The organism is Scandinavium sp. UTDF21-P1B, assembly GCF_040750395.1.
Lineage (GTDB): Bacteria > Pseudomonadota > Gammaproteobacteria > Enterobacterales > Enterobacteriaceae > Scandinavium.
Window position 1 is genome coordinate 133,110 of record NZ_JBFLVD010000006.1, and the last position, 13,736, is coordinate 146,845.

The 13,736-nt window shown below is 54.9% G+C and carries 13 protein-coding genes; 9 read left to right on the plus strand and 4 right to left on the minus strand.

Features of this window, described 5'->3' with window-relative positions; translation table 11 throughout:
- Positions 1-7 precede the first annotated feature (7 nt).
- From queD to AB1287_RS03445, 3 genes are all read right to left on the minus strand, one after another.
- Positions 8-370: a 6-carboxytetrahydropterin synthase QueD gene (gene queD, locus AB1287_RS03435; protein WP_435616944.1), complete on the minus strand. Its 363-nt coding sequence runs from the start codon at positions 368-370 to the stop codon at positions 8-10.
- 153 nt (positions 371-523) lie between these two features.
- Complete coding sequence (locus AB1287_RS03440) at positions 524-1,189, minus strand: IS6 family transposase (protein WP_435616981.1); 666 nt, start codon at positions 1,187-1,189, stop codon at positions 524-526.
- Positions 1,190-1,577: 388 nt separating this feature from the next.
- Positions 1,578-2,081: a hypothetical protein gene (locus tag AB1287_RS03445; protein ID WP_435616945.1), complete on the minus strand. Its 504-nt coding sequence runs from the start codon at positions 2,079-2,081 to the stop codon at positions 1,578-1,580.
- Between the two features lie 707 nt (positions 2,082-2,788).
- Between AB1287_RS03445 and cysJ the strand changes: the two genes are divergently transcribed.
- The 3 genes from cysJ (at position 2,789) to cysH (ending at position 7,138) form a co-directional block, all read left to right on the plus strand.
- The gene (gene cysJ / locus AB1287_RS03450) at positions 2,789-4,594 is read left to right on the plus strand and encodes an NADPH-dependent assimilatory sulfite reductase flavoprotein subunit (protein ID WP_435616946.1); all 1,806 of its coding nucleotides are present in this window, start codon (positions 2,789-2,791) and stop codon (positions 4,592-4,594) included.
- Entirely contained in the window at positions 4,594-6,306 is a 1,713-nt protein-coding gene (cysI, locus tag AB1287_RS03455) for an assimilatory sulfite reductase (NADPH) hemoprotein subunit (protein WP_435616947.1), read from the plus strand. Before cysJ ends, cysI begins: the two co-directional genes overlap by 1 nt.
- 97 nt (positions 6,307-6,403) lie before the next feature.
- A complete protein-coding gene (gene cysH / locus AB1287_RS03460) occupies positions 6,404-7,138 on the plus strand; it encodes a phosphoadenosine phosphosulfate reductase (protein WP_312628709.1) in 735 nt (244 codons plus the stop codon).
- A 98-nt stretch (positions 7,139-7,236) separates the two neighbouring features.
- Here cysH and AB1287_RS03465 read toward each other — a convergent pair whose 3' ends face one another.
- Complete coding sequence (locus tag AB1287_RS03465; RefSeq protein WP_312628708.1) at positions 7,237-8,280, minus strand: aminopeptidase; 1,044 nt, start codon at positions 8,278-8,280, stop codon at positions 7,237-7,239.
- Between the two features lie 237 nt (positions 8,281-8,517).
- On the opposite strand from AB1287_RS03465, the gene cysG reads away from it, so the two are divergent.
- The 6 genes from cysG (at position 8,518) to ftsB (ending at position 13,733) form a co-directional block, all read left to right on the plus strand.
- Complete coding sequence (cysG, locus tag AB1287_RS03470; RefSeq protein ID WP_435616948.1) at positions 8,518-9,933, plus strand: siroheme synthase CysG; 1,416 nt, start codon at positions 8,518-8,520, stop codon at positions 9,931-9,933.
- A gap of 9 nt (positions 9,934-9,942) precedes the next feature.
- On the plus strand, positions 9,943-10,851 hold the full coding sequence (gene cysD / locus AB1287_RS03475; protein WP_312628706.1) for a sulfate adenylyltransferase subunit CysD: 909 nt from the start codon (positions 9,943-9,945) through the stop codon (positions 10,849-10,851).
- Between the two features lie 9 nt (positions 10,852-10,860).
- Positions 10,861-12,291, plus strand: coding sequence for a sulfate adenylyltransferase subunit CysN (gene cysN, locus AB1287_RS03480; RefSeq protein ID WP_312628705.1), 1,431 nt, complete (start codon positions 10,861-10,863; stop codon positions 12,289-12,291).
- On the plus strand, positions 12,291-12,896 hold the full coding sequence (gene cysC / locus AB1287_RS03485) for an adenylyl-sulfate kinase (protein ID WP_312628704.1): 606 nt from the start codon (positions 12,291-12,293) through the stop codon (positions 12,894-12,896). The genes cysN and cysC overlap by 1 nt, the downstream gene beginning before the upstream one ends.
- A gap of 42 nt (positions 12,897-12,938) precedes the next feature.
- Positions 12,939-13,265 (plus strand): DUF3561 family protein, encoded by a 327-nt coding sequence (locus tag AB1287_RS03490; protein ID WP_312628702.1) that lies wholly within the window; start codon positions 12,939-12,941, stop codon positions 13,263-13,265.
- A gap of 150 nt (positions 13,266-13,415) precedes the next feature.
- Entirely contained in the window at positions 13,416-13,733 is a 318-nt protein-coding gene (gene ftsB, locus AB1287_RS03495; RefSeq protein WP_312628700.1) for a cell division protein FtsB, read from the plus strand.
- The last annotated feature ends 3 nt before the right edge of the window (positions 13,734-13,736 follow it).

A 13,736-nucleotide genomic window follows, 5' to 3' on the forward strand; every position in this document is an offset into this window, starting at 1 on the left:
GCAGAAATCACTCGCCGCGGTAGACGCAGCCTGCGGTGCAGGTTTCTTTAATGGTGACTGCGCTCAGCAGCGGAACGAGGGGCTTCATCTGGTCCCAAATCCATTTCGCCAGCACTTCGCTGGTTGGGTTTTCAAGCCCGGGGATCTCGTTGAGGTAGTAGTGATCGAGCCTGTCATAAGTCGGTTTGAAGGCGGCTTTCAGCTCGGCGAAATCCATGATCCAGCCCGTGTGCGGATCCACCTCACCGGTGATTTCCAGACGTACCATAAAGGAGTGGCCGTGCAAGCGACCGCACTTGTGACCGGCGGGTACGTGTGGCAAATAGTGTGCCGCTTCAAACATAAAATCTTTAAACAGGGTGGTGGACATCGTGAACTCTCAAAAATGCGGAAAAAACCGGCGAATCTTACCGCAACGCGCCTTTTTTCGCATTAACTAAAACCGGCGTTAAAAGGCTGAGGGTGAAAAGAGGGTTCTGTCGCATTAACGTCAGCAGGCTGACAAAAGACGCGCTGCCTTTTTTCAGGCAGCCAACAGGTAAAACTGTTCTGTCGGGGACAATCCGTCCCCGTCGAGATGACCATACTGTCCCTTGCGTATCATGTGAACCAGCTCAATTCCCGCGAGGATCGTCTGCGCCCGACGGAATAATTTGAATCCCGTCATCAGTTTTATCCTCCGTTTGATGTTACGGTGGTCCTGCTCAATCAGGTTGCTCAGGTACTTACTCTGTCTGATCCTGATGCTTTCATCTGCTGATTTACCGGTGTTGAGTGTGGTCAGTGCTGCCGTATTTGCGCCGCTTTTATCGATGGTCACCACCTCCGGTTCACCATGGTGCCGGATGGCCTTGCGAAAGAAACGCAGGGCGGCTGCCGCATCACGCTTCGCCGTCAGCAGAAAGTCGATGGTCTGACCGTCGGTATCAACAGCGCGGTACAGGTATTTCCACTGCCCTCTGACTCTGATGTAGGTTTCATCCATTCGCCACCGGCGCCCGGCAGCACGCTTATGCCGGCGAAACGCCTTATCCAGCAGGGGCACCAGGCGGATGACCCACCGGTGAAGCGTGGAATGGTCAACCGCCACGCCGCGCTCTGCCATCATCTCTTCCAGATTACGCAGGCTGAGTGAGTACGCCAGGTACCAGCGGACACACTGGGCGATAACATCGGTGGGATAATGCAGGCGTCGGAAAGATTTTCAGATCAGGGACATGGTCAGCCAACATTATAAAAAAACAGCATGTTACCTGACGTCGCCTTAATGCGACAGAACCCAGAAACTCTCATAGTTACACTGCCTCAATAAAATGCATATTATAAAATATTAAATATAATATTTTTTCAAAAAACGCTCTTATTTATGTAATTTTCACCATTACAGTGCGGACATATCAATATGCATGAGCGTTATTCCTTTACGGTGCCGGAATCCGTCAGAAAGGGAGGGGAGCTTTCAATGAAAATTTGTAATCTATTGATTAATAAATTAATAACCATTTAAAATAGCTGTTTAACGGCGTTTACTGTTCCGTTGTTCCCCAAACCCATAATACATGTTGAGCATGAAAAAATTAAAACTTAAATTTTTTAATCCCCTTTTTCACTTTATTAACATTCCTGTCGATTTCAGTAGCTACTCTTTCGCTAGTTCTCTGAATTTCTTTACCAACTTTACTGGCACTTCTATCTATTTCTTCCTTGACGCGATTCTCAAAAGATTTGTGTCCAGAATTGCTTGAATTTAATATGCTTTCAATCTCTTCCCTCAACTTATTGAGCTGATTAGAATTTTCCGTATTGTCCTCGCCCAATGCGATATTGTCATTTATAGAATTTACCAAGTGCAACGAGGTGCTTAGTTGTTTATCACTGATTTTAGAGATGTCATGAATCTTGTTTTTATTTTGATTAAAAAAATCTTTGAAACCTTTGATTTCATAGGTGGTTTTATTTGGATCTATCGAGTTTAATTTCTCTTCCAGAAGATTAAGTTTGGCAGTGATTGCCAGATCTTTTCCCTGTGGGGAATTCTGGATAGAAGTTACGGAATTAGAGTATGATACAGGTGATAACATAAAATATCTCCAGCATAATTTGTCATTTTTTGACATATAACAACCGCATGAGGACTATAATCCCACAAAGACTAATATTGTGCTGCTTCGTGCCGATAACAGCTGGCAGGGGCTGGCGAAAAGTGGTGGACTATATGCCACTCAACTATTTCTCATGAGATTAAATTTACACTATTAAAACATTGCCACACCATCAGTTAATTACCCTATAATCTGTTACTCAACCATCATAAAAAGGTACTATACCTTCAATTAATTAGTTAAAACTGGTGTATCAAGATCGCAGTGATCTTACCTGACAATAGGGTGAAGACTGGCTGTATCTGGAGATAGTGATGCTGGGCACTGTTGCAGAGTTAGCGATGAGTTAACCTTTGCCTTTATTCAAGATGAATTATTCCACCATGATCTTCTCTTTGGTCAGCTTCCACCATCCCAACTTCTGAAAGAGCTTCTTTCCCGCATTTGAGGTTCTGTCGCCTTAATGCGATAGAACCGAAAAGAGAGACTTTCAAAGGAAAAATCGCTATAATTCAATGTGTTAATTAACCTGTTTTGCCGATAAGAACGATAGCTAAAACAGGTTAGTCCATTTGGTTATTTATTATTTCCATCCCTTCTTTAATTGTTATTATCCAGGTCTTTATCCTTACCCTTACTTCTGTTTTTACGCTAAAAACAGCTTTGCTACTGGAACATAACGACGCATGACGACACAGGCCCCACCTTCCGCTTTGCTTCCGCTGAACCCGGAGCAGCTGGCACGCCTGCAGGCGGCCACCACCGATCTTTCACCGACCCAGCTTGCCTGGGTTTCTGGCTATTTTTGGGGCATGCTCAACCAGCAGCCGGGCAGCGTGGTTGCCGCCATGCCTGCTGCTGCCGAAGCACCGGCCATCACCCTGATTGCCGCCTCGCAAACCGGCAACGCGCGGCGCGTAGCTGAGCAGCTGCGCGACGATCTGCTGGCAGCGCAGCTGAACGTCAAACTGGTGAACGCGGGTGACTATAAATTCAAACAAATTGCCCAGGAAAAACTGCTGGTGGTGGTGACCTCCACCCAGGGGGAAGGCGAACCGCCGGAAGAGGCCGTGGCGCTGCACAAATTCCTGTTCTCGAAAAAAGCGCCGAAGCTGAACGGCACGGCGTTTGCCGTGTTTGGCCTCGGTGACACCTCCTACGAATTCTTCTGCCAGTCAGGCAAAGATTTTGACAGCAAGCTGGCCGAGCTTGGCGCAGAACGCCTGCTGGATCGCGTTGATACCGACGTGGAGTTCCAGCCTGCGGCGACCGAGTGGCGGGCGCGTATCGTCGACGTGCTGAAAGCGCGTGCGCCGAAAGAAACTCCTGCGCAAGCCGCACTGAACGCGGCCGGGGCGGTGAACGAGGTGCATTCCAGCCCGTACACCAAAGAAGCCCCGCTGACCGCGACGCTCGCGGTAAACCAGAAAATCACCGGTCGCGATTCAGAAAAAGATGTGCGCCACATCGAAATCGATCTGGCGGACTCCGGGCTGCGTTATCAGCCGGGCGACGCACTTGGCGTGTGGTATCAGAACGCTCCGGCGCTGGTGAAAGAGCTGGTTGAACTGCTGTGGCTGAAAGGTGATGAAACGGTCACCGTGAATGGCCAGGCGCAGCCGCTGAGCGAAGCGCTACAGTGGCATTTCGAACTGACCGTGAACACCGCCAACATCGTGGAGAACTACGCCACGCTAACCCGAAGTGAATCACTGCTGCCTCTGGTGGGCAACAAAGCGCAGCTTCAGCACTACGCCGCAACCACGCCGATTGTTGATATGGTGCGTTTCTCCCCGGCGCAGCTGGATGCCGAAGCGTTGATTGGCCTGCTGCGTCCGCTGACGCCGCGCCTCTATTCCATTGCCTCTTCTCAGGCAGAAGTGGAAACCGAAGTGCACGTGACCGTTGGCGTGGTGCGTTACGACATCGAAGGCCGTGCCCGCGCGGGCGGTGCCTCCAGCTTCCTCGCCGATCGCCTGGAAGAAGATGGCGAAGTGCGCGTCTTCATCGAGCATAACGACAACTTCCGTCTGCCCGCTAACCCGGAAACGCCGGTCATCATGATTGGTCCTGGCACCGGCATCGCGCCGTTCCGTTCCTTTATGCAGCAGCGTGCAGCCGACGGCGCGGAAGGGAAAAACTGGCTGTTCTTCGGTAACCCGCATTTCACCGACGATTTCCTCTATCAGGTGGAGTGGCAGCGCTATGTAAAAGAAGGCGTCCTGACAAAAATCGATCTGGCCTGGTCCAGAGATCAAAAAGAAAAAGTCTACGTACAGGACAAACTGCGCCAGCAGGGCGCGGAGCTGTGGCGCTGGATCAATGACGGTGCCCATATTTATGTCTGTGGCGACGCCAATCGCATGGCGAAGGACGTTGAGCAGGCTTTGCTGGAAGTGATTGCTGAATTCGGCGCGATGGATGCTGAAGCGGCAGACGACTATTTAAGTGAGCTGCGCGTAGAGCGCCGCTATCAGCGAGATGTCTACTAATGAGCGAAAAACACCCGGGCCCTTTAGTGGTCGAAGGCAAACTGTCGGACGCCGAGCGTCTGAAAAAAGAGAGCAATTACCTGCGCGGCACCATTGCTGAGGATCTGCATGACGGCCTGACGGGCGGCTTCAACGGCGATAACTTTCTGCTGATCCGCTTCCACGGCATGTACCAGCAGGACGATCGCGATATCCGCGCCGAACGTGCTGAACAGAAGCTGGAGCCGCGTCATGCGATGATGCTGCGCTGTCGCCTGCCGGGTGGGATCATCACCACCAAGCAGTGGCAGTCGATCGACAAGTTTGCTGAAAACAACACCCTTTACGGCAGCATCCGTCTGACCAACCGCCAGACGTTCCAGTTTCACGGCATCCTGAAGAAGAACGTGAAACCGGCACACCAGATGCTGCATGAAGTGGGGCTGGATGCGCTGGCAACGGCGAATGACGTGAACCGCAACGTGCTTTGTACATCGAACCCGATTGAGTCTGAACTGCATGCCGAAGCCTACGAGTGGGCGAAAAAACTCTCTGAGCATCTGCTGCCACGTACGCGAGCGTACGCGGAGATCTGGCACGATCAGGAAAAGGTTGCCACTACGGACGAAGAACCGATCCTCGGCGAAACCTATCTGCCGCGTAAGTTCAAAACGACGGTAGTGATCCCGCCGCAAAACGACGTGGATCTGCATGCCAACGATATGAACTTCGTGGCGGTCGCAGAGAACGGCAAGCTGATTGGCTTCAACCTGCTGGTAGGCGGCGGGCTGTCTATTGAACACGGCAACAAGAAAACCTACGCCCGCACCGCGAGCGAGTTTGGTTTCCTGCCGCTGGAGCATACGCTGGCCGTGGCCGAAGCGGTTGTTACCACTCAGCGCGACTGGGGCAACCGTACCGACCGTAAAAACGCCAAAACCAAATACACGCTGGAGCGCGTCGGCGTGGACGTGTTTAAAGCTGAGGTTGAGCGGCGTGCGGGCATGAAGTTCGCGCCAATTCGCCCGTATGAATTTACCGGCCGCGGCGATCGCATCGGCTGGGTGAAAGGCATCGACAATAAATGGCATCTGACGCTGTTTATTGAAAACGGTCGTATTCTGGACTATCCGGACCGTCCGCTGAAAACGGGTCTGCTGGAGATTGCGAAGATCCACAAAGGTGATTTCCGCCTGACCGCCAACCAGAACCTGATCGTTGCGGGCGTGCCGGAAAGCCAGAAGGCGAAGATTGAAAAGCTCGCCCAGGATCACGGCCTGATGAACGCCGTGAAGCCGCAGCGCGAAAACTCCATGGCCTGCGTCTCCTTCCCGACCTGTCCGCTGGCGATGGCGGAAGCCGAGCGCTTCCTGCCGTCATTCGTCGACAAAGTGGAAGCGGTGATGGCGCGCCATGGCGTGGGTGAGGAGCATATCGTTCTGCGCGTGACGGGCTGCCCGAACGGCTGTGGCCGTGCGCTGCTGGCTGAGCTGGGGCTGGTGGGCAAAGCGCCAGGGCGCTATAACCTGCACATTGGCGGCAACCGCATGGGCACGCGTATTCCGCGCATGTACCGCGAGAACATTACCGAATCAGAAATTCTCGACTCTGTGGACGAGCTGGTTGCCCGCTGGGCGAAGGAGCGCGACGCCAACGAAGGCTTCGGCGACTTCACCGTGCGCGCGGGGATTGTCCGTCCGGTGCTCGATCCGGCCCGGGATTTCTGGGAATAACGTTTTAACGCCCGGTGGCGCTGCGCTTACCGGGCCTACGTTTTTGTAGGTCGGGCAAACGCAGTGCCGCCCGACAAAACAGGCAAACGAGGTCTCTATGTCCGTACTCGATCTGAACGCCCTTAATGCATTACCCAAAGTCGAACGCGTGCTCGCGCTGGCGGAAACCAACGGTCAGCTGGAAAAGCTGAGCGCTGAAGAGCGTGTCGCCTGGGCGCTGGAAAATCTGCCGGGCGAGTATGTGCTTTCCTCAAGCTTCGGCATTCAGGCGGCAGTGAGTCTGCATCTGGTGAACCAGCTGCGTCCGGACATCCCGGTTATTCTCACCGACACTGGCTATCTCTTTCCGGAGACGTATCAGTTTATTGACGAGCTGACCGACAAGCTGAAGCTCAACCTGAAGATTTATCGCGCTGAGCAAAGCCCGGCGTGGCAGGAAGCACGCTACGGCAAGCTGTGGGAGCAGGGCGTTGAGGGCATTGAGCAATACAATGAGATCAACAAAGTCGAGCCGATGAACCGGGCGTTAAAAGAGTTGAATGCGCAGACCTGGTTTGCGGGCCTGCGTCGTGAACAGTCCGGCAGCCGCGCGAATTTACCTGTGCTCGCGATTCAGCGAGGCGTCTTTAAAATCTTGCCAATCATCGACTGGGATAACCGAACGGTTTACCAGTATCTGCAAAAGCACGGCCTGAAATACCACCCGCTGTGGGATCAGGGCTATCTTTCCGTCGGCGATACCCACACCACCCGTAAATGGGAGCCGGGCATGGCAGAAGAAGAAACACGCTTTTTTGGGCTTAAACGTGAATGCGGGTTGCACGAAGGGTGATGTTTTGCCGGGCGGCGCTCTGTTTGCCCGGCCTACAAAACCCGTAGGCCCGGTAAGGCGTAAGCCGCCACCGGGCAATCAGTGAAGCCGGAAGAGATTTAGCCTTTCTTCGCCTTTGCCAGCTCTTTCACCAAAGGCAGCATGATTTTCACCACGTCGCGCCCGCGGTGCTCGATGCGACCCGGCAGGGCTTTATCGATGTATTGTTGGTTGTCGAGGCGGACGTTATGCCAGCTGGTGCCATCAGGGAAAGCGTGGCTTTTAGCGCGCTGCTGGAAGCCGTCTTTTTTGCCAAGTAACCAGTTGGTCGCTTCAACGGAGAGGACCGGAATGCCTGCCTGATCGAAAACGGCCGCGTCATTGCAGCATCCGGTGCCTTTCGGGAAGCTGGCGTTGAGGCCTGGGTTCATGGCAGCCTGAATACCGTGGCTGCGAGCGATGCTTATCGCCCGGTCACGCGTCAGTTTACGCACGGAGGCCGGCGTGGATTTCCCGCTGTTAAAATAGAGCTTATCGCCTACCACCAGGTTATCGAGATTAATAACCAGCAGGGTGTTTTTCCTTTCCCCGGCGCTCATGCGCGACAGCAGATTGTCGGCACCCAGCTTGCCTTCTTCTTCCCCGCTGGTGGCGACAAAGCGAATGCCGTATTGGGTGGGAATGTCCTTCAGGCGCTCTGCCAGCTCCAGCATCACGCCAACGCCCATCGCATTATCGTCAATGCCCTGCAGCGTCAGGCCGCCAAGGTTGTTTTCCGTGTCGGCATCGCTGTGCGGCGCGTAGGTGTCGAGATGCGCCATCACGATAATTTGCTGACTGGCTTTTCCTTCGTGGGCGGCGATCACCGTACTGCCGGTGATTTTGTGCCAGTTCTGACGTTTATCTTTGCTGGTATAAATAAAGCGGCTGGTAAAGGTGCGGATATCGCTTTCGTAACCCATCTGCGCGAACTGCTGACGCACGTAATCCGCTGAGAGCATCTCTGCCGGGCTACCGGTCATACGGCCGGGAAAATAGGTCGCGATATAGCGGGCCTGCTGGTTGGCAATGTTACCAACGGGAAGCGATGCGGCAAAAACGGGAGCCGTTAAACATGCGCCTAACGCCAGAGGAAAGAGGCGGCGGCACAAGGCGGAAAACATAGTGTGTCCTTACGTCAGGGCAAAATAATAAACCGTTCTAGTATGAAACTGTGACCGATTTAACACAATTTCATTTCTTCTTAAACGGATGAAATAAGCCGCGTTAAGCACTTTTTGGCATTTGCATTTCCGGGGTGTTATTCCTTTGCGGAACTACTCATTCCATTTCGTAATTTCATTTGCTCAGAGCCTCCCCCTATAGTCCCCCTATGCTGAATGTAACTGAGTTGTAGCGCTGTGGACTATTTACCTCTCTTTGCCACTTTGAAAGGCCGCCCTGTTCTGGTGATCGGCGGCGGTGACGTGGCGGCCCGAAAAATCCTCCTGCTGCGGCGGGCCGGGGCAGAGGTGCGTCTGGTGGCGCGACAGCTCTGTGCAGAACTCAGCGAACAGGTTAACGAGCAGGCCATTGTCTGGCTTGCTGAAGAATTCGATGAAACGCAGATTGATCCGGTGTTTCTGGTGATTGCCGCCACCGACGATCGTGAGCTGAACCAGCGCGTCTATGAGGCGGCTAACGCCCGCCAGCGGCTGGTGAACGTTGTCGATAATCAGCCGCTGTGCTCCTTTATCTTCCCGTCGATTGTCGACAGATCGCCTTTACTGGTGGCGATCTCTTCCGGCGGCACCGCGCCCGTGCTGGCGCGCCTGCTGCGCGAAAAAATTGAAGCGTTGTTGCCAACAAGCCTTGGGCGAATGGCGCAGAAGGCGAGCTTCTGGCGACACCATATTCAGACGCGTTTGCAGACGGTTGCGGAACGTCGCCGCTTCTGGGAGCGCGTGTTCACGGGGCGGTTTGCCAGCCTGATGGTGGCCGGGAATGAAGCGGCGGCTCAGCAGGCGCTGGAGGATGAGCTGAATCAGCCTGAACGCAAAATTGGTGAAATCGTATTGGTTGGCGCGGGCCCGGGCGATGCAGGTCTGCTGACGCTGCGCGGCTTGCAGGTGATTCAGCAGGCTGACGTCGTGTTTTACGACCATCTGGTCAGCGAAGGCGTGCGGGAGCTGGTGCGGCGTGATGCGGAGATGATCTGCGTCGGCAAACGTGCAGGCACCCACAGCGTCCCGCAGCATGAGACCAACCGGATGCTGGTGGAAGCGGCGCAGGCAGGAAAAAACGTGGTGCGCCTGAAGGGCGGCGATCCGTTTATTTTTGGCCGCGGCGGAGAAGAGTTACAGGCTGCCGCCGAAGCCGGCATTCCTTTTCAGGTCGTGCCGGGCGTCACGGCAGCAGCAGGGGCCACGGCTTATGCCGGGATCCCGCTGACCCATCGCGATTTCGCCCAGAGCGTGACCTTTGTTACCGGACATTACAAAGCCGACAGCACCCCGTTTGACTGGGCACAGCTGGCACAGAGCCGCCAGACGCTGGCTATCTATATGGGCACCATGAAGGCGGCTGAAATCAGCCAGCAGCTTATTCAGCACGGGCGAGATAGCCTGACGCCGGTGGCGGTGATCAGCCGCGGTACCCGGGCCGATCAGCAGGTGACCGTCGGCACCTTACAACAACTCGAAAGCCTCGCGAAAGATGCCCCAATGCCAGCGCTGCTGGTGGTGGGTGAAGTGGTGCAGCTGCATCATCAACTTGCCTGGTTTCAACACAACCTACAGCAGGAGGGATTCAACTCTTCTGTGGTGAATCTGGTTTAAGGAACGGTTATGGACCAAAAACGACTCACTCACCTGCGGCAGCTGGAGGCGGAAAGCATCCATATCATCCGCGAGGTGGCAGCAGAATTCTCCAACCCGGTGATGATGTACTCCATCGGCAAAGACTCCAGCGTGATGCTGCACCTGGCGCGTAAGGCGTTCTATCCGGGAACCCTGCCGTTCCCGCTGCTGCACGTGGATACGGGCTGGAAATTCCGTGAGATGTACGAGTTCCGCGACCGTACCGCCAAAGCCTATGGCTGTGAGCTGCTGGTGCATAAAAACCCGGAAGGCGTGGCGATGGGCATTAACCCGTTTGTCCACGGCAGCGCCAAGCACACCGATATCATGAAGACCGAAGGTCTGAAGCAGGCGCTGAACAAATATGGCTTTGATGCCGCGTTCGGCGGGGCACGCCGCGACGAAGAGAAGTCCCGCGCCAAAGAGCGAATCTACTCCTTCCGCGATCGCTTCCATCGCTGGGATCCGAAAAATCAGCGTCCTGAGCTGTGGCACAACTACAACGGTCAGATTAACAAAGGCGAAAGCATTCGCGTCTTCCCGCTCTCTAACTGGACCGAGCTGGATATCTGGCAGTATATCTATCTGGAAAATATTGAAATTGTTCCACTGTATCTGGCCGCACCGCGCCCGGTGCTGGAGCGCGACGGGATGCTGATGATGATCGACGACGATCGCATCGATTTACAGCCGGGCGAGGTGATCAAGCAGCGTATGGTGCGTTTCCGTACGCTGGGCTGCTGGCCGCTCACCGGTGCGGTGGAGTCCGAAGCGCAGACGTTACCGGAAATTATTGAAGAGATGCTGGTGTCGACCACCAGTGAACGACAGGGTCGCGTGATTGACCGCGACCAGGCAGGCTCCATGGAGCTGAAGAAACGCCAGGGTTATTTCTAAGGAGCCGCCATGAACACAACGATTGCACAACAGATTGCCGATGAAGGCGGCGTGGAAGCGTATCTGCACGCCCAGCAGCACAAAAGCCTGCTGCGTTTCCTGACCTGCGGCAGCGTGGATGACGGCAAAAGTACGCTGATTGGTCGCCTGCTGCACGATACCCGCCAGATTTATGAAGATCAGCTCTCTTCGCTGCACAATGACAGCAAGCGTCACGGTACTCAGGGCGAAAAGCTCGATCTGGCACTGCTGGTAGATGGGCTCCAGGCCGAGCGCGAGCAGGGCATCACCATTGACGTGGCGTATCGCTACTTCTCTACCGAAAAGCGCAAGTTCATCATCGCGGACACCCCGGGCCACGAACAGTACACCCGCAATATGGCGACCGGTGCGTCCACCTGCGATCTCGCTATCCTGCTGATGGACGCGCGTAAAGGCGTGCTCGATCAAACTCGTCGTCACAGCTTCATTTCCACATTGCTGGGCATTAAGCATCTGGTGGTGGCGGTGAACAAAATGGATCTCGTTGGCTATAGCGAAGAGACGTTCAATGAGATCCGCGAAGCTTATCTGACCTTTGCAGAGCAGCTGCCAGGCGAGCTGGACATTCGTTTCGTACCGCTGTCGGCACTGGAAGGGGATAACGTCGCCAGCCAGAGCGAAAAAATGCCGTGGTACAGCGGCCCGACGCTGCTTGAAGTGCTGGAAACCGTGCAGATTCAGCGCGTGGTGGAAAGCCAGCCGCTGCGCTTCCCGGTGCAGTATGTCAACCGTCCGAATCTCGACTTTCGCGGCTTCTCCGGGACGCTTGCGTCCGGTACGGTCACCGTCGGCCAGCGTGTGAAAGTGCTGCCGTCGGGCGTGGAATCCGCCGTGGCGCGTATCGTCACTTTTGACGGCGATCTGCAACAGGCAGCCGCCGGGGAAGCGATCACCCTGGTGCTGAAGGATGAAATCGACATCAGTCGCGGTGATCTGCTGGTGGACGTCAGCGAAACGCTGCCTGCCGTGCAAAGCGCCAGCGTGGACGTAGTGTGGATGGCTGAACAGCCACTGCAGCCGGGTCAGAGTTATGAAATTAAAATTGCCGGGAAGAAAACCCGCGCGCGCGTAGACGGCATTCAGTATCAGGTGGATATCAATAACCTGACCCAGCGCGAAGTGACCAGCCTGCCGCTGAACGGCATTGGCCTGGTGGATTTGACCTTCGATGAACCGCTGGTGCTGGATAAGTATCAGCAAAACCCGGTGACCGGCGGGCTTATCTTTATCGATCGCCTGAGCAACGTGACGGTCGGTGCCGGGATGGTACGTGAGCCGCAGCAGCAGAGCACAGCGGCAGGCAGCAGTGAATTCAGCGCCTTTGAGCTGGAGCTGAACGCGCTGGTGCGTAAGCACTTCCCGCACTGGGGCGCACGCGATCTGCTGGGAGGCCAGTGATGGCGCAGCATGACGAAAACGTCGTCTGGCACGCCCATCCCGTAACGCCGTCTCAGCGCGAACAGCACCACGGGCATCGCGGAGTTGTGCTGTGGTTTACCGGGCTTTCGGGCTCGGGAAAATCTACGGTCGCCGGGGCGCTGGAAGAGGCGCTGCATGAGCTTGGCGTCAGCACTTATCTGCTGGATGGCGATAATGTGCGTCACGGCCTGTGCAGCGATTTGGGCTTCAGCGATGACGATCGCAAAGAGAACATTCGCCGCGTTGGGGAAGTTGCAAAGCTGATGGTGGAGGCGGGGCTGGTCGTGTTGACCGCCTTTATCTCTCCGCACCGTGCGGAAAGGCAGATGGTACGGGATCGTGTAGGAGAAGGGCGTTTTATCGAAGTGTTCGTCGACACGCCGCTGGCCGTATGCGAAACCCGCGATCCGAAAGGCCTGTATAAGAAAGCCCGCGCCGGTGAACTGCGTAATTTCACCGGCATTGACTCGGTTTATGAAGCCCCGGAAAAGGCAGATATTCACCTCAATGGCGAACAATTGGTAACAAATTTGGTTAACCAATTATTAGACCTGCTGAGACAGGGCGATATTATCAGATCCTGAGACCGGGCCGGTTTTCCGGCCAGTCAGGAAACAGGATTTGATATGCGCAATGCCCAGAACATTACCATCACTCATACAGAACCCATGACAATGGACACCGAAGAGACCACCTGGTCTTTGTCCGGCGCGGTCGTGGGTTTTGTCGCATGGCTATTGGCGCTCGGTATTCCCTTTTTGTTTTATGGCAGCAACACGCTGTTCTTCTTCCTCTACACCTGGCCCTTCTTTCTGGCGCTGCTGCCCGTTTCTGTGGTGATCGGCATCGCTTTGCACTCGCTGATGAACGGCAAACTCCTCTACAGTATTGTGGTGACGCTGATAACGGTCGCGGCTCTCTTTGGCCTGCTGTTCCTGTGGTTACTGGGTTAAGCGCGCCCGGAAGTGCATTCGATTTGATTGGACCTACGACTCCCGAGACAAAATGTGGTACATTTCCCGCGATACGCGGCATCGTCCGCAGGCCTGGGTAGAGCACTCCGGCAAGTTTTGGGATGATGATGCCGTTTTTTTGGGGGCAGGATGGGTAAATTAACGCTGCTGTTGCTGGCACTTCTGGTCTGGCTGCAGTACTCACTGTGGTTCGGCAAGAACGGTCTGCACGACTACAGCCGCGTCAACGACGACGTGGCGGCTCAGCAGGCAACCAACGCCAAACTTAAAGCGCGCAACGATCAGCTTTTTGCCGAAATTGACGACCTCAACGGCGGCCAGGAAGCTATCGAAGAACGCGCTCGCAACGAGCTCAGCATGACTCGTCCGGGCGAAACGTTTTATCGTCTGGTGCCGGATGCGTCCAAACGCAATCAGAGTCAGAGCTCTGGGCGGAATAATCAATAAATT

Coding starts and splice junctions, on each gene's coding strand:
- queD (WP_435616944.1), bottom strand. CDS start 370: ATGTCCACCACCCTGTTTAAAGATTTTATGTTTGAAGCGGCACACTAT.
- AB1287_RS03445 (WP_435616945.1), bottom strand. CDS start 2,081: ATGTTATCACCTGTATCATACTCTAATTCCGTAACTTCTATCCAGAAT.
- cysJ (WP_435616946.1), top strand. CDS start 2,789: ATGACGACACAGGCCCCACCTTCCGCTTTGCTTCCGCTGAACCCGGAG.
- cysI (WP_435616947.1), top strand. CDS start 4,594: ATGAGCGAAAAACACCCGGGCCCTTTAGTGGTCGAAGGCAAACTGTCG.
- cysH (WP_312628709.1), top strand. CDS start 6,404: ATGTCCGTACTCGATCTGAACGCCCTTAATGCATTACCCAAAGTCGAA.
- AB1287_RS03465 (WP_312628708.1), bottom strand. CDS start 8,280: ATGTTTTCCGCCTTGTGCCGCCGCCTCTTTCCTCTGGCGTTAGGCGCA.
- cysD (WP_312628706.1), top strand. CDS start 9,943: ATGGACCAAAAACGACTCACTCACCTGCGGCAGCTGGAGGCGGAAAGC.
- cysN (WP_312628705.1), top strand. CDS start 10,861: ATGAACACAACGATTGCACAACAGATTGCCGATGAAGGCGGCGTGGAA.
- cysC (WP_312628704.1), top strand. CDS start 12,291: ATGGCGCAGCATGACGAAAACGTCGTCTGGCACGCCCATCCCGTAACG.
- AB1287_RS03490 (WP_312628702.1), top strand. CDS start 12,939: ATGCGCAATGCCCAGAACATTACCATCACTCATACAGAACCCATGACA.
- ftsB (WP_312628700.1), top strand. CDS start 13,416: ATGGGTAAATTAACGCTGCTGTTGCTGGCACTTCTGGTCTGGCTGCAG.